At 58.0% G+C, this 24,533-nt stretch carries 25 protein-coding genes; 10 read left to right on the plus strand and 15 right to left on the minus strand.

The window, feature by feature from the left end:
• Positions 1–26 precede the first annotated feature (26 nt).
• Together IE087_RS02940 and IE087_RS02945 are read right to left on the minus strand one after the other, a co-directional pair.
• A complete protein-coding gene (locus IE087_RS02940) occupies positions 27–2,069 on the minus strand; it encodes a calcium-binding protein (protein WP_189367529.1) in 2,043 nt (680 codons plus the stop codon).
• Between the two features lie 543 nt (positions 2,070–2,612).
• A complete protein-coding gene (locus tag IE087_RS02945) occupies positions 2,613–3,335 on the minus strand; it encodes a helix-turn-helix transcriptional regulator (RefSeq protein ID WP_189367530.1) in 723 nt (240 codons plus the stop codon).
• Positions 3,336–3,444: 109 nt separating this feature from the next.
• Between IE087_RS02945 and IE087_RS02950 the strand changes: the two genes are divergently transcribed.
• Positions 3,445–3,813, plus strand: coding sequence for a GFA family protein (locus tag IE087_RS02950; protein WP_444545916.1), 369 nt, complete (start codon positions 3,445–3,447; stop codon positions 3,811–3,813).
• A gap of 109 nt (positions 3,814–3,922) precedes the next feature.
• On the opposite strand, the gene IE087_RS02955 is transcribed toward IE087_RS02950, so the two are convergent.
• A complete protein-coding gene (locus tag IE087_RS02955) occupies positions 3,923–5,362 on the minus strand; it encodes an aldehyde dehydrogenase family protein (RefSeq protein ID WP_189367532.1) in 1,440 nt (479 codons plus the stop codon).
• A 125-nt stretch (positions 5,363–5,487) separates the two neighbouring features.
• Here IE087_RS02955 and IE087_RS02960 point away from each other — a divergent pair, with 125 nt between their 5' ends.
• A complete protein-coding gene (locus tag IE087_RS02960; protein ID WP_189367534.1) occupies positions 5,488–6,138 on the plus strand; it encodes a peroxiredoxin in 651 nt (216 codons plus the stop codon).
• A gap of 1,000 nt (positions 6,139–7,138) precedes the next feature.
• Here the strand turns inward: IE087_RS02960 and IE087_RS02965 are convergent.
• The 9 genes from IE087_RS02965 to truB all read right to left on the minus strand — a co-directional run bounded on the left by IE087_RS02965 (position 7,139) and on the right by truB (position 15,166).
• The gene (locus IE087_RS02965; protein WP_189367536.1) at positions 7,139–7,558 is read right to left on the minus strand and encodes a glycosyltransferase family 2 protein; all 420 of its coding nucleotides are present in this window, start codon (positions 7,556–7,558) and stop codon (positions 7,139–7,141) included.
• 217 nt (positions 7,559–7,775) lie between these two features.
• Positions 7,776–9,911, minus strand: a complete 2,136-nt coding sequence (gene pnp, locus IE087_RS02970; RefSeq protein ID WP_189367538.1) for a polyribonucleotide nucleotidyltransferase — start codon at positions 9,909–9,911, stop codon at positions 7,776–7,778.
• 170 nt (positions 9,912–10,081) lie between these two features.
• A complete protein-coding gene (locus IE087_RS02975) occupies positions 10,082–10,603 on the minus strand; it encodes an ASCH domain-containing protein (RefSeq protein WP_189367539.1) in 522 nt (173 codons plus the stop codon).
• Positions 10,604–10,613: 10 nt separating this feature from the next.
• On the minus strand, positions 10,614–11,456 hold the full coding sequence (locus tag IE087_RS02980) for a DMT family transporter (protein ID WP_189367541.1): 843 nt from the start codon (positions 11,454–11,456) through the stop codon (positions 10,614–10,616).
• 66 nt (positions 11,457–11,522) lie between these two features.
• Positions 11,523–11,792: a 30S ribosomal protein S15 gene (gene rpsO, locus IE087_RS02985; protein WP_039685405.1), complete on the minus strand. Its 270-nt coding sequence runs from the start codon at positions 11,790–11,792 to the stop codon at positions 11,523–11,525.
• Positions 11,793–11,973: 181 nt separating this feature from the next.
• Complete coding sequence (locus IE087_RS23660) at positions 11,974–12,912, minus strand: calcium-binding protein (RefSeq protein ID WP_189367543.1); 939 nt, start codon at positions 12,910–12,912, stop codon at positions 11,974–11,976.
• Between the two features lie 111 nt (positions 12,913–13,023).
• Positions 13,024–13,530 carry a DUF1643 domain-containing protein gene (locus IE087_RS02995; RefSeq protein ID WP_189367545.1) on the minus strand — a complete coding sequence of 169 codons (507 nt, stop codon included), beginning with the start codon at positions 13,528–13,530 and terminating at the stop codon, positions 13,024–13,026.
• A 54-nt stretch (positions 13,531–13,584) separates the two neighbouring features.
• Entirely contained in the window at positions 13,585–14,088 is a 504-nt protein-coding gene (locus IE087_RS03000) for a hypothetical protein (RefSeq protein ID WP_189367547.1), read from the minus strand.
• A gap of 172 nt (positions 14,089–14,260) precedes the next feature.
• A complete protein-coding gene (gene truB / locus IE087_RS03005; RefSeq protein WP_189367549.1) occupies positions 14,261–15,166 on the minus strand; it encodes a tRNA pseudouridine(55) synthase TruB in 906 nt (301 codons plus the stop codon).
• A 178-nt stretch (positions 15,167–15,344) separates the two neighbouring features.
• Between truB and IE087_RS03010 the strand changes: the two genes are divergently transcribed.
• Complete coding sequence (locus tag IE087_RS03010) at positions 15,345–15,785, plus strand: GNAT family N-acetyltransferase (protein WP_229801240.1); 441 nt, start codon at positions 15,345–15,347, stop codon at positions 15,783–15,785.
• 87 nt (positions 15,786–15,872) lie between these two features.
• Here the strand turns inward: IE087_RS03010 and IE087_RS03015 are convergent, their stop codons facing one another.
• Together IE087_RS03015 and rbfA are read right to left on the minus strand one after the other, a co-directional pair.
• The gene (locus tag IE087_RS03015; protein ID WP_229801241.1) at positions 15,873–16,613 is read right to left on the minus strand and encodes a phosphodiester glycosidase family protein; all 741 of its coding nucleotides are present in this window, start codon (positions 16,611–16,613) and stop codon (positions 15,873–15,875) included.
• A complete protein-coding gene (gene rbfA / locus IE087_RS03020) occupies positions 16,610–17,005 on the minus strand; it encodes a 30S ribosome-binding factor RbfA (protein ID WP_189367551.1) in 396 nt (131 codons plus the stop codon). The genes IE087_RS03015 and rbfA overlap by 4 nt, the downstream gene beginning before the upstream one ends.
• Before the next feature lie 88 nt (positions 17,006–17,093).
• Between rbfA and dapB the strand changes: the two genes are divergently transcribed.
• On the plus strand, positions 17,094–17,909 hold the full coding sequence (gene dapB, locus IE087_RS03025; protein ID WP_189367553.1) for a 4-hydroxy-tetrahydrodipicolinate reductase: 816 nt from the start codon (positions 17,094–17,096) through the stop codon (positions 17,907–17,909).
• Between the two features lie 101 nt (positions 17,910–18,010).
• Positions 18,011–18,364, plus strand: a complete 354-nt coding sequence (locus tag IE087_RS03030; RefSeq protein WP_189367555.1) for a dihydrodipicolinate reductase — start codon at positions 18,011–18,013, stop codon at positions 18,362–18,364.
• 6 nt (positions 18,365–18,370) lie between these two features.
• On the opposite strand, the gene IE087_RS03035 is transcribed toward IE087_RS03030, so the two are convergent.
• Entirely contained in the window at positions 18,371–18,682 is a 312-nt protein-coding gene (locus IE087_RS03035; protein WP_189367557.1) for a DUF1674 domain-containing protein, read from the minus strand.
• 86 nt (positions 18,683–18,768) lie between these two features.
• On the opposite strand from IE087_RS03035, the gene IE087_RS03040 reads away from it, so the two are divergent.
• The 5 genes from IE087_RS03040 to IE087_RS03060 all read left to right on the plus strand — a co-directional run bounded on the left by IE087_RS03040 (position 18,769) and on the right by IE087_RS03060 (position 24,527).
• Entirely contained in the window at positions 18,769–20,055 is a 1,287-nt protein-coding gene (locus tag IE087_RS03040; RefSeq protein WP_189367559.1) for an RsmB/NOP family class I SAM-dependent RNA methyltransferase, read from the plus strand.
• A 73-nt stretch (positions 20,056–20,128) separates the two neighbouring features.
• Positions 20,129–21,874, plus strand: coding sequence for a heparinase II/III family protein (locus IE087_RS03045; RefSeq protein WP_189367561.1), 1,746 nt, complete (start codon positions 20,129–20,131; stop codon positions 21,872–21,874).
• A 15-nt stretch (positions 21,875–21,889) separates the two neighbouring features.
• A complete protein-coding gene (purH, locus tag IE087_RS03050; RefSeq protein WP_189367562.1) occupies positions 21,890–23,473 on the plus strand; it encodes a bifunctional phosphoribosylaminoimidazolecarboxamide formyltransferase/IMP cyclohydrolase in 1,584 nt (527 codons plus the stop codon).
• Positions 23,474–23,479: 6 nt separating this feature from the next.
• On the plus strand, positions 23,480–23,956 hold the full coding sequence (lspA, locus tag IE087_RS03055) for a signal peptidase II (RefSeq protein ID WP_189367564.1): 477 nt from the start codon (positions 23,480–23,482) through the stop codon (positions 23,954–23,956).
• 49 nt (positions 23,957–24,005) lie between these two features.
• Positions 24,006–24,527, plus strand: coding sequence for a DUF3035 domain-containing protein (locus IE087_RS03060; protein ID WP_189367566.1), 522 nt, complete (start codon positions 24,006–24,008; stop codon positions 24,525–24,527).
• The last annotated feature ends 6 nt before the right edge of the window (positions 24,528–24,533 follow it).

Raw genomic sequence — 24,533 nt, forward strand, 5'->3', positions numbered from 1 at the left:
AAGCGCCGGGACTTTTGATGAGCGACTCAGAAAATGAAGTCGTCAATGCTTAGATCGGATGAGAATTCCAAGCGAAACGCTGTATCCGCTTCGCCATCGCCATCGGTGTCTATCAAGACATGTGCTCCGAGGAAATCTTGTATATCTATGCGAATCTCACCGCTTCCGGAGCCGGAAAAGTCATCAACGATGGTGAATGTGCCGGTTCCATCAAGGCCTCTGATGTCGATTTTGTCCCGGCCACTTTCGAAGTATTGAATGATGTCAGTTTCTGCAAATTCGACAGCGCTGTCACTCAATGCGTTGAATACAAATGTGTCATTTCCTGAGCCGCCACTCATGGTATCTTGACCAGCTCCGCCGGTTAGAAAGTCGTTGCCCTCTTCACCGTACAAGAAATCATTGCCTTCGTTTCCGTAAAGGACGTCGTTGCCCTGACCACCACCCAAGGTGTCGTTGCCGTCCCTACCAAACAGTGTATCTTGACCGGCACCTCCTGACATAGTGTCATTGCCCAGACCGCCGAACATCTGGTCATTGCCTTGGCCGCCAATCATGTTGTCATCGCCATCTAGGCCAAACAGCCGGTCATCACCGTCCTCACCATACAGTCTGTCGTTACCGTCCCCGCCTGAGACGACATCGTTTTTAGAGCCGCCGAACAAAGTGTCGTCGCCCTCGTCGCCAAACAAACTGTCTTCGCCTTCATTGCCGTAGATCGTGTCGTTGTCCTGACCGCCTCTCAAGCTGTCATTGCCGTCGCGACCAAACAACCTGTCCCGACCATTTTCGCCGTCCATCGTGTCATTGCCCAAACCGCCGGACATTTCGTCATTACCGTCGCCGCCATACATGAGGTCGTCGTCGTTCATGCCGAACAGACTGTCATCACCTTCATCGCCATGCAGCGTGTCGTTTCCATCACCACCGGACAGGATATCGTTTTGCCTCTCCCCCGAGAGAAAGTCATTGCCTTCATCGCCGAATAAAGTGTCGTCGCCGTCGAAGCCCCAAATGGTGTCGTTGCCCTGACCACCCCTTAGGCTGTCGTTTCCTTGCCAGCCGAGCAACTTATCCCGACCTGTTCCGCCGAACACTGTGTCGTTTCCACGACCACCGCTCAAATCATCGTTGCCCGCGCCACCGAAGATGAGGTCATCATCGTCCTGTCCAATGAGCGTATCATCACCCTCATCGCCATACAGAGTGTCGTTTCCGTCTCCGCCTGCAAGCGAATCGTCGCCGGCACCGCCTGACATACTGTCGTTGCCCCAGGCGCCGATGAAGTCGTCAGAGTCATCCCCACCCAACAATGTGTCGTTGCCGCTGCCACCATTAACACTGGTTGACTCTCCGTTGCGTCCGTCAAACAGGTCATCTCCACCTTCCAAACGAACACCTCCTTCGATGACGCCGTTGTTGATGACCGTTTGTGCGTTATCGTTGCCTCTGACGCCGTCACTTCCGAAGGCGGTTCCAGTAGCACCTATGAACCCGTTGTTCACGACGATGCCGCCGACCGCGTTATAGTCAAAGTAAATACCAAAGCTGGTGCCGGAGATGGATTGCCAATTCACGATTTCAATATTGTCAGACGAGACATTGATGCCTATTCCACCAAAAATTGAGCCTCGGTTCAGGATGTAGTTATCCTCGCCTTCATCATTGATGCCAACTCCATTGAAGGCGCCCCTGATTTGACCCGAATTGGAAATCGTGCTGCCGAATCCTGTGTTCTTGATTGCCGTGTGGCCAGAAATCTCAGAGAAAGTACTATTTACAATGGTATTCCCGAGGCCCGTCAAGTTGAGGCCGGTCGCTGATCCGCTGATGGTTCCCCGTTGATTGAGGAAGGTGCTTTCCGAAACTGTGGCGTTGATGCCTTCTCCGTCGCCTTCGACTGTCCCGAAGTTGGTCAGATTGGCACCAGAGATGCTATCGATCCGAATTGCCGCGGCACGAGTGCTATTTGTATTTGTGATCGTCACATCCTGATCGACGATAAAGGGGCCGGCATCGAACTCGAAGAAAATCCCTTCGTCCGTCGATTCCAAAAATTCAGTGCTCATTTAGTGCTCCAAATCTAAGCTCGGTCTTGTTTGAATCCGAGCGTGTCAAAAACACCCGTGGCCTTTTGGCGCGCCGGGCAAAGCAAAGCTGCGAAGAAGAAGCCACAAACCGAGAGTCTCAAACGTCCCATAAAATGGTTCGGGTGGTTGCCTTGAGGATTTGTTCCGAACACTCAGGCGAGCCCTTGATGCAAGGGGGTGGCCGACCATCCGGACGATATTGAAGTTTCCAAACTCAAGCTGGATACCCCTAATCTAGGCGGGAGCTTGAGTAAGTTGTTGGTTTAAATGGCTTCTTGCCGTAGCTTATGTCGAAAAATTAGCAGTGATTACATTTTTCCGTAACCAGTTTTTGGGACGCCCCGGCAAAAAGGAGGCGGTACATCGCCCATACGCAGGCGATGTTCCGCACACGAGGCGGGGGCAAGCGGAAAATGCGCTTCGGGATGCATCAGTCACCGATCTGGGTCGCAAGCAGGTTGCAACCGAAGCCCGCTGTAAGAGCTAGTGACCTGGCCGGGATTGAGCGTTCCGTCCGAGATGTCATTCGCTTTCCTTTTTGCCAGATAGAGTGTTGAACCGCGCGCGTTCCACATCCATTGCGGCCCTCCACTCGCGCCGTAGGATGTCCATGCGGCGCGGAATTCGCTCGGTCAGCACCTTCGCAGTGGCGATGCGGTCGCTCCGGAAGTAGCGGAAAGCCTGACGCAGCTCACACCACGCGGCGATGATCCGTCCAGCATCACGATAGCCAACCAAGATCGGCCAGATCACCCGATCTGTCGTGGCCCCGGTTCCATCAGCATAGGTCAGGGCGATCTTGAGGCGTTCACGAATAGCGCAGCGGATTTCGGATGCACTGAAAACCTCAGCGGATGGCGCGACCGGAGCGACACTTGTGTTCGGTTCCACAAAGAAGTGTTGCGAGGTATCAGGTGTCACGGCGGCGATCTTGGCAATCAGGCTGGTCGCTGCGGTGACGAGATCCGGTTCGCCCCGGGTTTGCACCCATTGCGCGCCTAGGACAGCAGCCTCGATCTCATCCGATGTCAGCATCAGCGGGGGCATGTGATACCCCTGTTCAAGCACATAGCCGACACCGGCTTCTCCGCGAATTGGGACGCGTTGTGCCATGAGGGCAGAGATGTCCCGATAGACAGTGCGTTTTGTTACTTCCAGTTCCGCTCCAATGGTCTCTGCCGAGATGGGGCTGCGGGCACGACGCAGGATTTCGATGATTTCAAACAATCTGTCGCCGCGCCGCATCTGTGCCTCCGTGCTTGGATGACAGCCTAAGCGATCAATGCTGACACCATGCTGTCAGCATGGGACCCTTAAGTCAGCCATGCAATCACTGAACAACGGGAGATGACATATGGAGATCAAGGGGAGTTGCATGTGCGGATCGGTGAAATTCGCCATCCGTGGGACACCCAAGATGATGGGGACGTGTCACTGTTCGCGGTGCCGTAAGTTGGGCACATCGACCATTGTGTTCGTGGACCGAGATCAGTTCACTTTGATTTCCGGTGAGGCCAAGATCGAGACGGTGCGTCCGGAACCACCCTTTACCTATCACCGGTCGTTTTGCCGGAAATGCGGGACGTCATTGGGCGAGCCGCTGTCGCCCGATGCGAGCTTTCCCATCAATGCGCAATGTCTGGATGACGATCCCGTGGTGCGCAATTCGTTTCATGAGCACGAGAGTGATCAGCCCGCTTGGGTTGAAGGAGTGACTGGCTAAAGCCTTCCGAACCCTGATGTTGTTCCAGCGTCAGTATGGAAGCGCTGAAGGCGCGCGCCTACGGCTGCGCCTTCTTCAGATTTTACGGCACGATGAACAGCGCGTGTTTCTATTCGGCCGCCCAACCGGATACGGCTTTGACTTCGAGGAAGTCTTCGATTCCCCATACACCGCCTTCACGTCCATTGCCGGACTGTTTCATGCCACCAAAGGGAGAGCCCGCAGCCCGTGATGTGCCATTCATTTCGACCATCCCCGAGCGGAGCGCCTTGGCCATCCGATTGAGCCGCGCCCCGTCCTGTGTTTGGACATAGTTGGTAAGGCCATAGGGAGTGTCATTGGCGATCTGGATCGCTTCTTCCTCGGTCTCGAAGGGGATGATGGACAGGACAGGTCCAAAAATCTCTTCACGTGCGATGGTCATCTCGTTGTTCACATCGGCAAAGACAGTCGGACGAACGTAATAGCCTTTGTTGAAGCCTTCGGGCCGGCCCGTGCCGCCAGCAACCAGTTTGGCTCCTTCATCAATGCCCTTCTGAATCAGATCCTGGATCTTAGTCCACTGCACTTCGTTCACGACCGGGCCAATGTGCCGCCCTTCTTCGGAAGCCGGACCAACTTTGACTTTGTTTGCGACCGCTGCTGCTTCTTCTACGGCAGCGTCATACTTGCCGCGCTGGACAAGCATGCGGGACGGAGCATTACACGATTGCCCGGTGTTGTTCATCATGTGCAAGACGCCGCGTTTGACCGCCTTTTCGTCGGCATCCTCAAAGATGACGTTCGCCCCTTTGCCACCCAGTTCCAGATGCACACGCTTCAACGTTTCAGCTGCATTTTTCGAAATCAGGCGACCCGCGCGGGATGAGCCGGTAAAGCTGACCATGTCTACATCCGGATGCCCTGATAGGACTGTGCCCACGCCAGGACCATCGCCGTTCACGAGGTTGAAGACACCGGGGGGGAAGCCCGCTTCGTCCATCATTTCGGCAAAGATCATGGCGTTCAGCGGGGATTCCTCCGAGGGTTTCAGGACCATGGTGCAGCCCGCAATTGCGGCGGCGCCCACTTTGAGCGTGACCTGGTTCATAGGCCAGTTCCATGGGGTGATGAGGGCTGCAACACCGACTGGCTCGTAAATGATCCGGTCGCCTGGAGCGTGATCCCCCAAGGGTTTGATAAAGTCGAAGGACTTGGCCGCCCGGATGAAGTTCTTCAGGTGGTAGGTGCCAGCGCCGACTTGCTGGCTGCGCGACATATCAACGGGGGCGCCCATTTCGGAAGACATGGCCTGCGCCAAGTCTTCGGCACGCGTTTGGTACACTTCGATAAGCTTTTCGACCAGTGCAATGCGTTCTTCTACAGGGGTTGCCATCCAGCTTGGAAAGGCGGCTTTAGCAGCCGCGACGGCCGCTTCCGCGTCTTCTGTGCCGCCAAGCGAAATGACGGCGGTTGGGTCTTCGGTTGATGGGTCGATCACGTTGTGATCAGTTCCGTTCAGCGGTGCCACCCATTGGCCGTTGATGTAGAATTCGCGTTTTTCCAGCATTGGTCTCTCCCAGAGGTTTGAGTGGAATGTGGCACTGGCCTGCATTGGCGGCAAGATGGGGGGATGAAAAGGTGTGCGCGATGACTTAGGTTGCCTTGGCCACTACTATCCCTACGGAGGACGCCATGGGCTTGCGCATTAACGACACGATTCCCGATTTGAAGGTTGAAACGGATCACGGAACCATCTCCCTGCACGATTGGGTTGGCGATAGCTGGGCCATCCTGTTCTCGCACCCCAAGGATTTCACCCCTGTCTGCACTACCGAATTCGGCGCCGTTGCCCAGTTGGCAGATGAGTGGGAAAAGCGCGGGACGAAGGTAATCGGTGTGTCCGTGGATGGTGTTGAAGATCACAAGAAGTGGAAAAGTGATATTGAGCAGGTGTCCGGCGCAACGGCTGGGTTCCCAATCATTGCTGACGTGGGTCTGGAAGTGTCTAAGGCCTTTGATATGCTGCCTGCAGAGGCCTACTTGCCCGATGGTCGCACGCCTGCGGACAGCGCGACGGTGAGATCTGTTTTCATTATTGGCCCTGACAAGCAATTGAAGCTCTCGATGACGTACCCAATGACCGTTGGCCGGAATTTCGCCGAGATATTGCGCGCGTTGGACGGTCTACAGATGTCGTCAAAGGGTGTTGCGACGCCAGCGAACTGGGTGCCAGGCGAAGATGTGATCATCCCGCCGACCGTTTCGAACGAAGACGCGAAGGCGAAGTTCGGAGAGTTCGAAACCGTGTTGCCCTATCTGCGCAAGACCAAGGCACCGGAGTAAGAAGAGCAGCGCTGTGCAACTGATCAACGAGTTACTTGCGCAGCGCTATTTTAGGCCCCCAAACCACTTGTCCTTCCGCATCTTCAGGTAGCAAGGTGTTCGAGCACCTCAATGCAGATCGCGAGATCGTATCTCCGCGGTCCGTGTGTGGGAACTATGTTCCGAAGTGACCCTTCATGCAGACGCACAGCCATATCTTCGCGCGCCTGATGTTTGGCGTGAGGCGATATGTGAACGCCGTGAGAATCGATACCTTGGTTGCACATTGAAACAGTCCAGTTTCAGCACGACGCACAACCCGTGACTTGTCTTTGTCTAGACGGAAATGGCGCCGAAACCTTTCAAACTTGGGCGACTTGAGCAAACCGGGTGCAAAGCTAAGCGCGAGCGAACAATAGTGAAAAGCAGGATGTGCGGTTTTGTAGCCCCATTTGAGCGACAAGAAATCTTCACGCAGTACTCCTGGTATCCCGCAGTTTGAAACCGCACCGGCGAGATCTACGCCGAGCGCTTCTGCGTCTGTCAGCCAATTGGACTTGTCTGGTAGAGGATACTGGGCGTAACCGTTTGACAAACAAGACGATCTATCGTCTCCAAAGAATCCACCAGAGACAGCACGCCATCCCGGTACCCACCTGAATCATCCCTGAAATTCTCGCGTTCAATGTATTTTCACGGCACGACAGCAACCTTTCGCGGTCATGTTCAGGCAGCGTTAAGTTGGATACAACTGTGGTGCCATAGCGGTTTTCAACAAGATGTTTGAGTGTGAGTATGTGGCTGACCTGCAGCCCATCGGTGGTACAGATCACATAAACTGCAGCTTTGATATGGGCGACGTTTTGCGTCCCTGAACAAGTCTAGCGTTTCCGCACCAAAGCGACATCGTGGTCAGGGGGCTGGGGGTTCAGAAAAAGTCATATCAATCCATGTGAGAAAGTAAGCGACCGTCGAACCAAACGAATTGGCTCGTGGCAGACCTTCCATACAGACGACAAAGTCATCCTTCAGATTCCGGTTGTCGTGGTAATTTGGGGCTAAAGACACCCTTGGCGAAGCCGATTGCTTTCGCGCGTTTACTTGCGGAAAGCAGATTAAGAGGCGAAATAAAGTTCAGTAGAACTGTCCAACCCCAAAATACCCGCGGCATCGGCCTTTTGTGTTTGCGCATGGCATATAACGCCGACTGACCCATGTGAAAGGCTTTGAATGCGACCGTCGACGGAGTGCGTGCGCTGCTACGCCCTTCGGCATGCATGACACAAGCTGCATTTACATGGATGAGTGGCCCGCAAGCAGCGTTAAGCCGCACACTTAAGTCATCGTTTTCATGATAAAGAAATATCGCTTCATAAAATCCTCCAACTGCATCAAAATTGGTGCGAGATGCAAAGACCGCTGCGCCATTCAATAGCGGCACTGAGATGTCTGACGAGGGAGGCGCCCGAGTCCAATGCTTTGCCTTTGGTAGAAGGCGAGATCTCCGTCGAAATGCAGGTCTGTCCTTGCCATCAAGGACCCGTGGCGAAAACGCACCAGTCTCCGGATGTATGCGTCTGTAACCACGGTAGGTTCAGACAAACAAGAAGGCCTCGGCGTGTCCGCCGAGGCCCTGAGCCGGTTCCGAGTAAGCTTGCTTACTCTGCTGCTGGCTCTTCTTTTTTGATCTCTTCGCCGGTTTCCTGATCGACGACTTTCATCGACAGGCGGACCTTTCCACGATCATCGAAGCCCAAGAGCTTGACCTTGACCTCTTGGCCTTCCTTCAGAACGTCAGAAGGATGGTTCAGGCGGCGGTTTTCAATCTGGGACACGTGCACAAGTCCGTCGCGCTTGCCGAAGAAGTTCACGAAGGCGCCGAAGTCGACAATCTTCACGACGGTGCCGGTATAGATGGCACCCTCTTCGGGTTCGGCCACGATCGAGTGGATCATGTCGTAGGCCTTCTTGATCGAGTCGCCATTCGGCGATGCGATCTTGATGATGCCGTCGTCGTTGATGTCGACCTTGGCGCCTGACACTTCGACAATCTCGCGGATCACTTTACCGCCGGAACCGATAACCTCACGAATTTTGTCCGTGGGCACTTGCATCGTTTCGATGCGTGGCGCGTGGACGGAGAATTCGGCAGCGCCGGTGATGGCTTTGCCCATTTCGCCCAGGATATGCATCCGGCCGTCTTTGGCCTGTGCGAGGGCTTTCTCCATGATCTCGGGCGTGATGCCTGCGATCTTGATGTCCATCTGCAACGACGTGATGCCGTTTTCGGTGCCCGCCACTTTGAAGTCCATGTCACCAAGGTGATCTTCGTCACCGAGGATGTCGGACAGGATGGCGTAGCTGCCGTCCTCTTCGAGGATCAGGCCCATGGCCACACCTGCGACTGCCGATTTCAGCGGCACGCCCGCATCCATCATCGACAGCGAGCCACCGCAGACCGACGCCATCGAGGACGAGCCGTTGGATTCGGTGATTTCCGACACCAGACGCACGGTGTAGGGGAAGTCGGTGCTGGCAGGCAGGACCGCTTGCAATGCGCGCCATGCCAGTTTGCCGTGACCGATTTCGCGGCGTCCGGGAGGGCCCACGCGACCCGCTTCACCCACTGAGTAGGGGGGGAAGTTGTAGTGCAGCAGGAAGTTGGATTTGAAGTTTCCGTGCAGCGCGTCGATGAACTGTTCGTCATCGCCGGTGCCCAGCGTGGTTACGACCAGCCCTTGCGTCTCACCACGGGTGAAGAGGGCCGAGCCGTGGGTCCGGGGCAGGAGGCCCGTCTGGCAGACGATATCTCGGATTTCGTCCGTTTTGCGACCGTCGATGCGGGTGCCGGTTTTGACAACATCACCGCGCAGGATGGACGCTTCGAGCTTCTTCATGGCCGAGCCGAGGTTGGCGTCTTCCACTTGCTCTTCGGTCAGCGCAGCGACGATCGCTTCGCGTGCAGCGGCGACTGCGCTGGTGCGCTCTTGCTTGTCGCTGATGGCGAAGGCGGCACGCATTTGCGTTTCGCCTGCGGCTTTGACCGCTTCGTACAGCTCCGAGTAGTCGGGCGCTTGGAAGTCGAACGGTTCTTTGGCCGATTCTTCGGCCAGCGAAATGATCAGGTCGATCACGGGCTGGATCTGTTCGTGTGCGAAGTTCACCGCGCCCAGCATTTCAGCTTCGCTGAGTTCATAGGCTTCGGATTCTACCATCATCACGGCGTCTTTGGTGCCGGCGACAACCAGATCGAGGCGCTGCTCGGGGTTCAGGCGCAGGTCCTGCATGTCGTCGACAGTTGGGTTCAGGATGTATTCGCCATCCTCGAAACCAACACGTGCACCAGCGATGGGGCCCATGAATGGCGCGCCCGAGATGGTCAGGGCGGCGGAGGCCGCAATCATTGCGACGATGTCGGGGTCATTGACCAGATCGTGCGACAGCACGGTGCACATCACCAGCACTTCGTTTTTGAAGCCGGGGACAAACAGGGGGCGGATCGGACGGTCGATCAGACGGGCGGTCAGGGTTTCTTTCTCGGTAGGCCGGGCCTCACGCTTGAAGAAGCCGCCGGGGATCTTGCCCGCAGCGTAGTATTTTTCCTGGTAGTGGACGGTCAGGGGAAAGAAGTCCTGGCCGGGCTTGGATTGCTTGGCGAAGGTTACGTTCGCCATGACGCTGGTTTCGCCCAGCGTGGCAATGACGGACCCGTCCGCCTGACGGGCGACCTTGCCAGTTTCCAGTGTGAGCGTTTCTTCGCCCCACTGCATGGATTTTTTCGTCTCGTTGAACATCAAGTGTTTCCTAAGTTGGCCGGATGGCCATTTGCGTAGGGGGCGTATTCCCCCTGACCTCGGTATCTTTTTTGTCGGGCGCTGAGGTCCGGGCGCCAGGCTTTCAGATTTTGCGCGCATACAGCACTTTGGTCGGAAATGAAAGCGTTGCGGTTGCGGCGCATTCGCGCTCAGGTCCACGGTTTTTGCGGCGGTTTGGCAAAGGCGATGGGTGCGTCGGGGAACAGGTCATCAGTCTGACTGTTGGGTGCTGCAGTGCCCCATTTCTGCATCCAGCGCGTGGGCGGGGCTAGGGTGCCGCCCCGGGACCATTCGAAGTATCCAAGTGCGCCAGGGGCCGGGATCGGATCGCAGGGTTCGGGGTCTTTCAACGTCAGCCCAGCCGTGCCGCCAAACCATTCGCTGCCGGATTCGGTAATGATGCCTGTGACCTCGACCGAGCCGATGATGGCTCCGCGTGGCAGGTCGAGTGGGTGAGGGCATTTGACCCCATGCCTTTCGAGCCGCCAGTAGAGGTAGCGGAACTCCTCCTCTTTCAGCCCTGCGGCGGCGTGAAGCGCGATGCGCCCCGGTTCCATACGGCCGGCGCGGATTGACCCGAGTGTACGGTTTTCGATGGGTTTGTGACCCGCAATGATGGCCCAGGCCGATGGCTGTCGTACAGAGAGGGCGATGCTGGGCAGATCGGTCATGCCCTGGAATTTAGCGCGCAGGCCGGTTTAACCAAAGTGAACCAAGGCCAGATGCTAAAATGACGACCAGACCGATAAGCGTCAGTGTGTCCGGCCAATCATTGAACAGGATCAGGCCCACTGCCGTGGCCGAGATGAGCTGGGTATAGATTAGCGGGGCGACGATGCTGGCAGGTGTCGTTCTGCTGACCCAAACCAGCAGGAAATTACCTGCTGCGGATCCTGCTGCACTGCCTGCGATCAAGAGCATAGCGTGTGATGAAAGAGGCGGGATAGTTGTGGAAAGCCCAAGGGGGGTAAGTAAAATGGCTCCGATGCTGAGTTGCGAAAACAGCAATAGGCGCGGGCGAACTGATCCGGAAAGCCATCGAGTGGCAACCAGGAAACACCCATAGAAGAGCCCGGCGAGAAGCGCGAAACCGATCCCCGGCGTCAGGCCAAAACCCGGCTTGACCACAAGCATTACACCGAAAAAACCCAACGCAAGAAGAAGCGCTCGGGCCACGTTGATGCGTTCACCCAGCAGGACTGCTGACAGAATGAAAGATATGATCGGGCCGATGAAAAATGCCCCGAACACGTCGGGCAACGGCGTGGTGCTGAGCGCAGTTAGAATTGAACAAATGCCGGCGGTGATGAGGGCAGCGCGCAAAATGACCCGGCGATCAAGCAAAACAGTCAGCGCGGACTGTGACAGGCCGCAAAAAGGGGCGAGCGCAATTGCCGCGCAGGCAAAGCGTGTCCACGCCACGAAGAAAGGATCGAAACCCGAAGCCGTCAATGCCTTGCCTGCCGCGTCGCCAAGGACAATGCAGGTTGTGGCCACGAAGACCTGAGTGGCGATGATCAGCAACGGTAGTCCCCAAACGAAAATCGCACCCCGTGGGGTGCGATCGAACGTTGTGCCATGGCGCGCAGCTTAGCGGCGCAGGCCCAAACGTTTGATGAGGTCGGTGTAGCGCGCCTCGTCCTTACCTTTCAGGTAGTCAAGCAGCTTGCGGCGCTGGGCAACCATTTTCAACAGGCCGCGGCGGCCGTGGTTGTCTTTCTTGTGCGTCTTGAAGTGCTCGGTCAGTGTGGCGATGCGCGAGCTGAGTATGGCGACCTGGACTTCGGGCGAACCGGTGTCGCCGTCCTTGGTGCCGTATTCCTTCATCACGCGTGCTTTGTCTTCAGCAGTGATCGACATCGGGATCTCCTTTTCAGGTTCGAGTGAGACGCCGCCGGCCGGGATGTCGTCCAGCACGGGGCCAAAATAGGTCCACAGCTGTTGCTGCAGATGAGCGCATATAGGAGAGATTCGCGGAGTTGGCAACTTGGATTGGAGGTCCGACAAATCCAGTTGCCAATTGGGTTACGGTACCGGGCAGTCAGAGCGGTGCCATGCCCGCGCTTTGCGCCAGGCTGAGAGGCATCAATGCTATGTTGTCAATTGAAACCTCGGCCCCATTTAGGACGTGGGCTACTGCAACACCATTCATCATGATCTGAGTGACCGTTGGGTCATGAGATGCAATTTGCAACGATATCTGAGGATTCTCTTCACTGTCCTCATAAACCAGCAGGATGTTGTCATCTTCGGTGTCGAAGTCAGCAATCATCATTGCCGCGCTCGCCTCGGAAATCCAGTCGCCCGCTACGACAGTGTCAGCACCTTCGCCCGCCGTAACAACGTCATAAGAACCGGCAATAATAACATCGTCGCCACCGCCGCCGTTCAGAAAGTCGGGTCCGTCCGCGTCTTCGGTTTCTGCTTCGTCCGCGACGCCGTTCACCAGGTCGTTGCCCCAACCTCCAAACAGGGTATCCTGACCCGCACCACCGGTCAGTGTATCGTCGCCCAAGCCGCCATGGATGGCGTCGTCACCGTCTCCACCTGCAAGCTCATCTTCGCCCGTGCCGCCGTGAAGATGATCGTTACCACCTCCGCCATCCAGCGTATCGTCATCAGTGTGACCGAACACGTCATCTGCGCCCTCACCACCGACAAGCAAATCTGCCCCATAGTCTCCATGTAGTGTGTCATCGCCGTCGCCGCCGTTGACCGTATCATCGCCTTCTTCGCCATGTAGCGTATCGTCGCCATCCGTACCGGAAAGCGCGTCGTCGTCTTCGGTGCCAACGGTCAGGATGTCGCCATCTGGTGGGTCTTCAACCGGAGAGGTGTCTTCGACCATGTGCGCAGTGGTTTCATCCACTTGGTTTGACGTTTCATCATCCGTTTCGCTGTTTTCGTCGGCTGGCATCATGTCGATCACGCCAACGGCGCCGACCGCCACAAGTCCCATCAATCCAGCAAGCCACAGCATCGGCAAAATCCAAGTAATGGGCACAAACACCCAAGTTAAAGCTAGTTCAAACCGCAATTTGAAACCAAACTTATTCAAGGAAATGGTTAACGTTTGATGAGGCCGGGTCTACTATTGCCAGAGTTCTGGCTTCTGGGCGTAGGGCAGATAAAGAGGGTGTTTCGGGTGCCCCGCCTTGGACAGACCCAGGTGATACAGTGGTCGATCAACACCGCTCAGAAGCTCGGCAACATGTGCGCCGCGATCCAGATGTGCGCCATGTGTGCCCCATGCGGCAATCACATCATCGGCCCATGTCGCCCGTTCCAGGATACTTTCGTCATTTGCTTGTCCAACCGGATCCGTTGCCGCCCGCATCGCGCGCGGATCGGTGTCACGCCAAGCGAAGATGTTGGTGACCGAGAAGCTGCCGTAGCCAAGCGTCCGCGCGCGTCGTTCGCAGCGTTCGACGGTTGGGTCGTTTTGAACCTCGGTCGCCGTGGATGGGTTCAGCATGACAAAATTCACGCGCCGCCCCGCGTCATCCCAGATGCGTGTCAGGCTGTAGCGATACCGCTCACAATCGGAATAGACGGCGGTCGAGGGCGCATCGCCCTTGGTATGAGTTCGTACGATCATGGGGCGGTTCTGCCAGCCGCAGACCGCCCCATCAATCGATTTGTTCAGGTGTTACTATTCAGCGGGAACGGCCACGGGTTCACGGCGTAGGTCCAGAACAGCGCCCTTGGCCTCCATGATGCCAGCGGCAACCACGGCATAGAAGATGTGACCCCACAGAGCGACCCAGGTGATGCCGGTGAAGCCCAGGAACGGTTTGTTGCCCGTCACGAGGTGCGCCATGACATAGAGGGCAAAGACCCAAAGCGCGATGCCGTAGACTACAGCCGTGATCGACCAGTGTAGGCGGGGCATGACAGCCAGCTGGATTGGACGAGCAATGGCAAAGTAACCAACGGCATAGAAGATCAGGCCTGTCAGGGCATGCAGCAGATGTGCCGCGCCCGAGGGATTTGCGCCAAAGATCGCCTTGAGCGATGCGCCCGCCAGTCCAACCGGTGCAAGCTTGGCGTAGCCGAAGAGAGGGCTTAGCGCTTGGCCGAATGCGTCGAACGCGATGGTGGCGAAAGCGCCGGCGGTAAGAACGGTGCCAACGGTGCGGAGTGTAACGTGGGTCATGTCTGTCTCCCATAAAGGACGTGTGGACGTTGTGATGGGAATGATTTGGACCAATTGGTTCCAAATTTGGAGTCACCTCACGCAGGGCTTACCAAGACCCTGCGAGTTGTAACAATTCTGAGCAACAACTGCCGGAATTCCTTACCATTAGGGATAGGTAGTGAGCCGAGTGTTACAGGTTGAAGACCCGTGCGGGGTGCAACTCACCTGCCTTGTAACGGCCGACAGCAACCGGTTTGCCATCAAACGAGGCCCAGCACTCTTCTCCGTATTCGACATCCGCCGCCAGAACCATACCGGGGTTGCCGTTGCGCAGGCGCGCCGCTCCTTCGGCTGTGGCTCGCAATTCGGGCAGATCGGCGAGCCCTTCGGCAATAGGGCGCAGATGATCGTCCAGCGTGGGTGTCTGCGCCATCTCTTCGATTTGGTCGAAGGTTAGGCCATCGGCGGCCTCGAACGGGCCCGACCAAATCCGTCGCAATTCGCGCACATGGCCATAACAGCCCAAAGCCTCGCCCAGATCGCGCGCGATTGAGCGCACGTAGCCGCCTTTCCCGCACACCATTTCCAACTCGACATGATCGGAATCAGGGCGGTCGATCAGAACAAGTTCTTCAACCCACAGCGGGCGGGCCTCAATCTCAACATCCTCACCATCGCGGGCGAGTTTGTAGGCGCGCTGGCCGTCAATCTTCACGGCGGAGAACTTGGGCGGGACCTGCATGATGTCCCCGACAAATGAGCCAAGCGCATCCTTGATATCGTCGTCCGATGGGCGCGTGTCGGTTTGTGCGATCACTTCGCCTTCGGCATCGTCCGTATTGGTGGCTTGCCCCAGCCTGACGGTAAAGCGGTACGCTTTGAGCGCATCGGTGATGTAGGGGACAGTCTTGGTTGCTTCGCCCAAGGCGACAGCCAGAACACCGGTGGCTTCGGGATCAAGGGTACCGGCGTGCCCCGCCTTCTTGGCTTGCAGCGCCCACCGCACTTTGTTCACGACCGCAGTCGAGGTCAGGCCGGCAGGCTTGTCCACCACCAACCACCCGGAAATGTCGCGCCCTTTGCGTGAACGGCCCATGTCACCCTCGTTTTTGCGTGAGGGCTGCCGCGTATCGCAGGGCTGTGGGGATTGTCAATTGTGGGACGTGATGGCCTGTGCTGTGCGTCGATGGGCCGGCGGGCACAGTTAGGTGAAACTCTGCTGGCGTTGGGCAAATTGCTTGCGAAAACCGTTCATCTGTCGAAACAGTCCGAGAATGTATCAGATCACGATCTCCAACGCGGCAAATATTGACCCATCTCACCTGGCAGAGATTCGGGCGAATGCAATGAGACCCAGCCTCGAGGCCGTCGGACGTTTCGATGAGGAGCGGGTGCGCAAGCGGTTCCTTGACACGTACGACCCCGCGGACACGCACATCGTGCGCGCAGGGCAAGATCTTGTTGGTTTCTATGTTTTACGGACGCGCTCGGATCATTTGCACCTCACTCACCTGTACATCTCCCTGACACATCAGGGCGGCGGTCTTGGGCGCCGCATTGTTCTTGCTGTTCAAGATCAAGCGCGCGATATGGCGTTGCATGTGCGGTTGATGGCGCTGCGCGGAAGTCCGGCAAATGACTTCTATACATCGTGTGGCTTCGTGTTGGAGCGATCCGACGATCTTGATAACTACTACATTTGGGAACCGGCGTAGCTTGCGGGGCCACGGATTGGTCAGCTGGAAATTTTCGGTTCGATGTTTTGTACGCAGGCTTTGGTGTGCCAACTTCCAGGAGCAGGCTCATCGCGTTGCAGGTTCAACGGCGCCGACAATCGGCCCGAGGGCAAAGCCGAAATCGTCGCGTTTCAAGTCCGGCGCGTAAAGCCGTGAGATATTGCCATCAAAGAACAGAGCGTTCGGTAGTTTCAGGTGATCCCGGTACAGGCTGCCGAATTCGTGGAAAGTCACAGCATTGTTCGAGATGGCGAAGATGGCCTTGGACCCATCTGCTGTGGTACCAACCCCGTTGCGGATGAAACGCGAAGTGCTGTCAGGTAGAAAGCGCGGGTGCAACGCACCATCAATCACCAGCATTGGCCCGGATTGCGTCGCAAAGGCGCAGTTTGGCGATTGATCCACGTAGTCCAGTGTTTCGAACACATCCGCTCGCCCGGGTCGCAGACACAGGATACCGTTGGGCAGCAATCCGAAATTGCCGGGGCCGGGGTTGGCGATCACACGCATGACCTCTCTCCCGTTCTCGACATAGTGCCCGACCGGCGCGCGATCATCGTGATACATGCCCGCGTTCATGCCGAAGCTGAGTGTTTCGCCATCTGATTGCAGGGCGCGGTCTATCGCATTGAAATGGCCGTACGGCGCGCCCTCATCATTATAGAGGAACAGCCGTAGCTCTTCCTTGGCAGCGTCGACGGTACAGATGGTGTAGCTGTTGCCTTGATACCGAGTATCTTCGCAGGTCACGGCCCATGCTGGCAGCGCCCATGACAGCAGCACAAATGCGGCTGCTCTTAGCATCATGCGTCGGTATCCCGACGCACCGCATCCTGGTTCAGCATGCGCCGTGTGTCGTCCATCCGGTCAAAGGTCTCGTCCAACTGGAACCGCAGGTCGGGTGCAAATTTTAGGGACAGCTTCTTGGACACGGCACGCCGCAACTCACCCTTGTTGCGCGCCAGTAGCTTCAGCACATCCTCTTGCCCATGACCGCCCAAGGGCAGGACATAGGCCGTCGCGATCTTGAGATCGGGAGAGGTGCGCACTTCGCCCACGGTGATGGACATGCGGTTGAGGTCAGGATCATGCACGTCACCACGCGCGAGCACCTCGGACAGGGTGCGGCGGATCAACTCGCCCACGCGCAGTTGCCGTTGCGAAGGCCCGGGGCCGTCATGAAACTTGTTCTTTGCCATTTCCCCCATCTAAGACAGGCGCTGACCTTTGCCAAGCGTGGCAGGGCAAGCTAGTGAAGCGAGAAACCGCCAAGAAGGGGTGAGGGACATGTCGGATTTGCCGGGTATCGTGATTGCAGGTGCGTCTGGCCGTATGGGCCAGATGCTGATTGAATCTGTCCTGAAGGATGACCGGATGCGCCTTGTCGGCGCGCTCGACCGTCCCGGCCACGACTGGATCGGGCGTGATGTTGGCGAGGCAATGGGCGGTCAGCCTTTGGGTGTCATGGTGTATGATGATCCGCTGGAACCGATGGCCAAGGCGCAGGCCGTGATCGACTTTACCGCACCGGAGGCGACGATTGCCTTGTCCAAGATCGCGGCACAGGCCCGCGCGGCGCATATCATTGGCACCACCGGAATGAGCGACGATCAGATCGCAGAGTTGGAGCCTGCAGCGCGGCATTCGCCGATTGTCCGGGCGGGTAACATGAGTCTTGGGGTGAACCTGTTGGTGCAGTTGACCAAACAGGTCGCCGCGGCGCTGGATGAGGATTTCGATATTGAAGTGATCGAAGGGCATCACCATCACAAGGTCGATGCGCCTTCGGGCACTGCTCTGATGCTGGGCGAAGCTGCCGCCGAGGGGCGTGGTGTTGACTTGGCCAAAGTACGTGATGCTGCCCGAGACGGCATTACGGGTGCACGGAATCGCGGTGACATAGGGTTTTCCGTAATCCGTGGAGGAGACATCGTGGGTGAACACGAGGTGCTTTTTGCCGGTGCAGGTGAGCGTATTGTGTTGAAGCACATGGCGACCGACCGTGCGTTGTTTGCCAAGGGCGCGCTGCGTGCGGCCTTGTGGGCGCAAGACAAGGCGCCAGGACAGTACGACATGCTTGATGTGCTTGGAATGCGCGGATAAACGCCACCCGGCAGCCGTAATTTCTCCGTCGGAGTGAACCAATTCACGCGATCATGCGTACACGTTGGCAAAGAACGCCATCGCGTGAAGGTATTTTTGATATGCGCATGATGATGCTTGCGGCGGCAGCCGCGCTTGTTTCCGGGCCTGCTCTGGCCGACCTTGTGAAGGTCGATGATCAGCAGAAATTTGTGCAACTGGTGAATGGCAAAACGCTCACCCGCCCGTTTGTGAAGTTGAACGTGAAACCTGACGGCAAGATCGAAGGACGCGGCGCGCGCTGGGATGTCGAGGGCACATGGTCATGGAAAGACGGGTACTTCTGCCGAGATCTATTCTGGGGTGGCGACGCGCTTGGCTACAATTGCCAGGAAGTGCGGGCAACGGATGACGGTCGTATCAAGTTCACGTCCGACCGGGGTGCCGGTGACAGCGCGATGTTCCGTTTGCGCTGAACGTACTCAGAAGTCGACCGCGATCCCTTTTTTCTCCCAATCCCCATAGCGAACGGGCTCGGGCCCGTCTCGGCCGCCCAACTCTGTTGGCAGGTTCATTTCCTTCGCAGCCTTCCGCCGTTCCTCTGCTTCGGCCAGCGCGCGCTGGGCGGCAGGGGGCAAATCGGTGTCTGTTTGCGGCGGCACTTCTGTTGGTGTCTCGGGTGTGGGTGCGGGCGGATCGGTCTGCGGCGCTTCGGTTGGCGCGGGCGCAGGTATCGGGTCTGGTGTCGACGGGATACCCGGTGGCGCATCGGGGCGATTTGGGTCGTCTGACATGGTGGGTTCCTCTTGGGTCATGCCCTTGATATACGCCCGACCTTCGGCCCCGCAAGCGGGTGTGACAGCAAGCATCGGGAACAGACATGAGCGACAAACCCGCAAAAGATGGCGGCCTGCCCACACGCCGCAGCGCCATTTACCTGCTGGATCAGATTGTCGGGGAAGGCAAGTTGCTGCCCGAACTGATCGGGGCCGGTGCGCTGGATCGTCTTGATCCTGCCGACCGTGCCCGGGCGCAAAGGCTTGCCACCGAAACCCTGCGCGGCATGGAGCGGGCCGACCGCATCCTACAGAAGCATCTTCAAAAGTATCCGCCGCTGACAGTGCGCAACGCCCTGCGCGTCGGAACCATTGAGCTGTGCGCAGGTGAGGCGGCGCATGGCGTCGTCAACTCGATGGTGAATGTCGTGTCACGTCACAAGCGCTACGGGCATCTCAAGGGTCTTGTGAATGCCGTGTTGCGCAAGGTGGCAGACAAGGGGCCGGAGCAATGGCCGACCCTGCGCACACCGCGCCTTCCCAAATGGTTGCGCGGTCCGCTGGTCGATGCCTGGGGCGGTGAGGCGGTGCTGGCGATGGAAAGCGCGCATTTCGCAGGTGCGCCGCTGGATTTGAGTGTGCAAGTCAACGCAGTGGATGTGGCCAAGGCTGTTGGGGGCACAGTGTTACCGACCGGATCAGTGCGCCTGACGGATGCAGGTCAGGTCTCGGCCTTACCGGGCTTCACCGACGGGCAATGGTGGGTGCAGGATGCCGCGGCGGCCATTCCGGCCCGCGTTCTGGATGCGCAGAAAGGTGAGAAGGTTCTGGACCTCTGCGCGGCCCCCGGTGGCAAGACATTGCAACTGGCTGCGACTGGTGCGGAGGTCACGGCGGTCGATATTTCCGAAGGGCGTATGGAGCGCGTGAAGCAAAACCTTGTGCGCACCAATCTGTCGGCGAAGACACAGGTGGCGGACGCACTTGAGGTCACGGGCCAATATGATGCTATTCTGCTAGACGCACCTTGCTCTGCCACGGGCACCATCCGTCGGCATCCTGACCTGCCTTTTGCCAAGGATGGATCGGAGTTTGGCGCGTTGATCGACCTGCAAACGCGTATGCTGGATCACGCAGTGACCCTGCTGAAGCCGGGTGGGCGCATGGTCTTCTGCACTTGCTCCCTGCTTCCCGATGAAGGCGAGGTTCAGGTGGAAGAGGCGCTGGGCCGGCATCCATCTCTGACCGTCGATCGAGCGGCCTTGGACCGTCCGGGCATCGACCCTGCATGGACAACGGAAGAGGGTGGGTTGCGGTTGCGCCCGGACCATTGGGCGGATCAGGGCGGTATGGACGGCTTCTATGTCGCGTGCTTGCGCAAGACGGGCTGACATCGCGTGACTCGCGCAAAAACACTCGCTAGAGTGCTGCTCAAAACGCCGTAGACGCGTAGAGGCAGAGAGCATGTCCACCCTAAGCGGGCTCACCGCACGAAAAACACGGTTCCTGAACCGTTGGCACGCGCGCCGTGCAACCCAGGCACAGGCGGTGACCGCCTTTGTATCGTCGCCGGAGCCACGGACCATCGGCAGTTTTGCCAAGGGGCGTCAGCTTGTGGCCGGCAATTACCTTTTCGCAGGTGCGTTGATTGAAGCCAAAGGCGTGGTCGTCTGGGATGTGAACGCGCCGGATCGCGCGTATTTGGACGAAATTCATGGCTTTGCTTGGTTGGATGACTTGGCCGCCGTTGGCGACACAACCACGCGTGAGTTGGGGCAGTCTTGGTTGTGGGGATGGATTGAACGCTACGGCCGCGGGCGTGGTCCCGGCTGGACGCCGGACCTGACGGGCCGTCGTCTGATCCGCTGGATCAACCACGCCTTGTTTTTGCTGCGCGGTCACGAAGTGCCGGCGACTGATGCCTTCTATCTTAGTCTCGCTCAACAAACCCGTTTTTTGGCGAAGCGTTGGCATGGCGCGGCACCCGGCCTGCCGCGGTTCGAAGCGCTGACCGGCCTGATTTATGCCGGTCTGGCACTGGAGGGGATGGAAGACCTAACCCCACCAGCGGTCGCAGCCTTGGCGAAGGAGTGCACTGACCAGATTGACGAGCAGGGTGGACTGCCTACGCGCAACCCAGAAGAGCTCCTTGAAGTCTTCACCCTGCTGACTTGGGCCGTTGCCGCCTTGGAGGAAGCCTCCAAGCCCGTACCCGATACGTGCACAGCAGCCATCGAACGAATAGCCCCCACATTGCGCACCTTGCGCCATTCCGATGGTGGGTTGGCCCGGTTTCACGGCGGCGGGCGCGGACAGGAAGGGTGGCTGGACCACGCGCTGGCGGCGTCTGGCGTCAAGACTCGGCAACCCGATGGGTTGTCGATGGGATATGCACGCCTCAGTTCCGGGCGCACCAGCGTGATCATTGACGCCTCTGCCCCGCCCAAGCCGGAGGCCGGGTACAATGCACATGCCTCGACCCTTGCATTTGAGGTAACATCGGGACGGCGCCCGCTGATCGTGAATTGCGGTTCTGGTGCCAGTTTTGGCGCCGATTGGCGCCGCGCGGGCCGCGCCACACCGTCGCATTCGGCCCTGTCACTCGATGGCTATTCCAGTGCGCGTCTGGGTGACGCGGAGCGTGCCACGGCACGAGAAACGCTGATTGATGCGCCCATGCATGTCCCTATCGAAATCAATCACGCCCCCGATGGATTGCGCTTTCAAGGCGGGCATGACGGCTACGTTCGAACCCATGGCCTGACCCACGCACGCCAACTGGAGCTGACCTTTGATGGTCGGGGCATCGCGGGCGAAGACATGTTGCTGGCCATGGAAGACGGCGAAAAACGGTTGTTTGACAAGGTGATGGATACAAAGAAGCTGGCCGGTGTGCCATTCGACATTCGTTTCCATCTGCACCCGGAGGTGAATGCCGAACTGGATATGGGCGGGTCTGCCGTATCGATGGCGCTGAAAAGCGGCGAGATTTGGGTTTTTCGCCACGATGGAACCCGAGACCTGTCGCTGGAACCGAGTGTGTACCTTGAAAAGGGCCGCCTCAAACCCCGCGCCACGCAGCAGATCGTTTTGACCGGGCGTGCGATGACATTCGCCACCCGCGTGCGCTGGTCCTTGTCCAAAGCGCAGGAAACTGCCATGGGCATTCGCGATCTCAAACGGGATGAACCCGGTGAGGTATTTGACTAGAGGAATGCTGCCAACATGACCAATCTAACCCCCGTCCGCCGCGCTTTGCTCTCTGTGTCTGACAAGACCGGACTGGTTGACTTTGCCACCGCATTGGCTGGTCACGGGGTTGAGCTGTTGAGCACGGGGGGGACTGCCCGCACGCTGCGCGAGGCCGGGCTGACGGTTAAGGATGTGAGCGAGGTCACAGGCTTTCCCGAGATGATGGATGGCCGGGTCAAGACGCTGCACCCGGTAGTGCATGGCGGTCTGCTGGCGCTGCGGGACAACGACGATCATGTCGCGTCGATGACCGAGCACGGGATCGGTGCCATCGATTTGGTGGTCGTGAACCTGTACCCGTTCGAAGAGACTGTAGCCAAAGGCGCCGAATATGCCGAGGTGATCGAGAATATTGACATTGGTGGTCCCGCCATGATCCGCTCGGCGGCCAAGAACCATGGCTTTGTGAACATCGTTGTCGATGTCGAGGACTACGATGTCGTGCTGGCCGAGTTGGCAGCGCATAGTGGTCAGACAACCTACACCCTGCGCCAGCGGCTGGCACAGACGGCCTATGCCCGGACGGGGGCCTATGACACGGCGGTCAGCACGTGGATGGCGGCTCAAGTGGGTGAGACACCCCGCCGCCGCACCTTTGGCGGGCAGTTGGCACAGACCCTGCGTTATGGCGAAAACCCGCATCAAGCGGCAGCGTTCTATACCGATGGTTCCGCCCGCACAGGTGTTGCGACCGCCACCCAGCATCAGGGCAAGGAACTGTCATACAACAACATCAACGACACCGATGCGGCGTTCGAGCTGGTGAGTGAGTTTGCAGGGCAAGGCCCTGCCTGTGCCATTATCAAGCACGCCAATCCATGTGGCGTCGCAACGGGGGACACGTTGAAAGAGGCGTATTCCCGCGCTTTTGACTGCGACCGAACGTCGGCTTTTGGTGGAATCATTGCACTAAACCACGAATTGGATGTGGACACGGCGCGCGAGATTACTGGCATCTTTACCGAGGTGGTCATTGCGCCCGGCGCAAGCGATGAAGCGCGCGAGGTTTTCGCGGCGAAAAAAAACCTGCGTTTGCTGACAACGAACGGTCTGGCTGATGCTTCCGCTGCGATGCCGACGTTCAAGCAGGTCTCGGGCGGGTTTCTGGTGCAAGACAAGGATGTGGGGCGGATTAGTCGCGACGACCTGAAAGTCGTGACCAAGCGCAAGCCGTCAGAGCAGGAGTTGAACGATCTGCTTTTTGCCTGGATCGTTGCCAAACACGTTAAGTCCAATGCGATCATCTACGTCAAGGACGGCGCGACCGTCGGTGTCGGTGCGGGCCAGATGAGCCGTCTTGACAGCTCGACCATTGCGGCGACCAAGGCGGGGCGGATGGCGGACGACCTTGGTTTGTCCGAGACCACTGCCAAAGGCTCGGTTGTGGCGTCGGATGCATTTTTTCCATTTGCAGATGGTCTGCTGGCCGCGGCCGAGGCAGGGGCGACAGCCGTCATACAACCCGGTGGATCCATGCGTGACGATGAGGTGATTGCCGCCGCCGACGAGGCTGGGTTGGCAATGGTCTTTACCGGTATGCGGCATTTCCGGCATTGAGGACTAATGAAACTGCTCTGGATATCTACGGCGATCGCCTTCGTGCTCGACCAAGCGTCGAAATACTGGGTGATCCACGTGTTGGGCGTGTCGCAATTCAAGCCCATTGACGTGCTGCCGCCACTGCTGAACTTCCGGTATGGCGAAAACCGGGGGATCAACTTTGGCCTGTTCGGGGACGGCACCAGCGTGTGGGCTCTGATCGCTGTCGCGATTGTGATCTGCGCGGGCGTCTTGTGGTGGGTGTGGAAACATCCGCAGACGCGGTTGGCCTACGCGAGCGCGGGTTTGCTGATCGGTGGGGCCTTGGCGAATGTGCTGGACAGACTGCTTTATGGCTTTGTTCTGGATTTCCTGAACATGTCGTGCTGTGGCATCAACAATCCGTTTGTGTTCAATGTCGCGGACATCTTTATCTTCGCGGGTGCGATCGGCCTTGTCTTCTTTGGCAAGGACGGAGTGGCTCCCAAAAAGGGTGCGTGACAAGGTGGGCGAAGCTGCGATAAAGCTCGCTGACAAAGGGAGACTTCCGATGCGACTGATCGCATGTGCCATGATCGCCGTAACCTGCCTCGCTGCGTGCGAGAACAAGGGCCTGCGGCAGGTTACATCACGTGGCGATGGCCCGGACGAGTTCATTGTCGTGCCGTCGAAGCCTCTTCAAGAACCAGAAAGCTTCACTGCCTTGCCACAGCCAACACCTGGTGGGTTTAATCGGACTGATCAGCGCCCTCTGGAAGACAGCGCAGTTGCCTTGGGCGGCCAGCGCACCTCGCCGAATGCGCCGATCCCAGGCGCCGATGGTGCGTTGGTCAATCATGCCAGCCGCTTTGGTCGCGACGCGAATATTCGGGCAACCCTTGCCGCCGCCGATGCAGAGTTCCGCAAGCGTCAATCGCGCCTGACGCAAATTCGTATCGTACCCGAGGACGTCTATAATCAAGCTTACCGACGCGAAGCTTTGGATGCCGGCAAAACGGCGCGGACGTTCCAGAACGCAGGTATTCCGACCCCTACGGCACCACCGGTCTCGACTCGGCGCCGTAGGCGCTAAGCGCCA

The sequence above is a fragment of the Tateyamaria omphalii genome, from assembly GCF_014651375.1.
Taxonomy (GTDB): Bacteria; Pseudomonadota; Alphaproteobacteria; order Rhodobacterales; family Rhodobacteraceae; genus Tateyamaria; species Tateyamaria omphalii.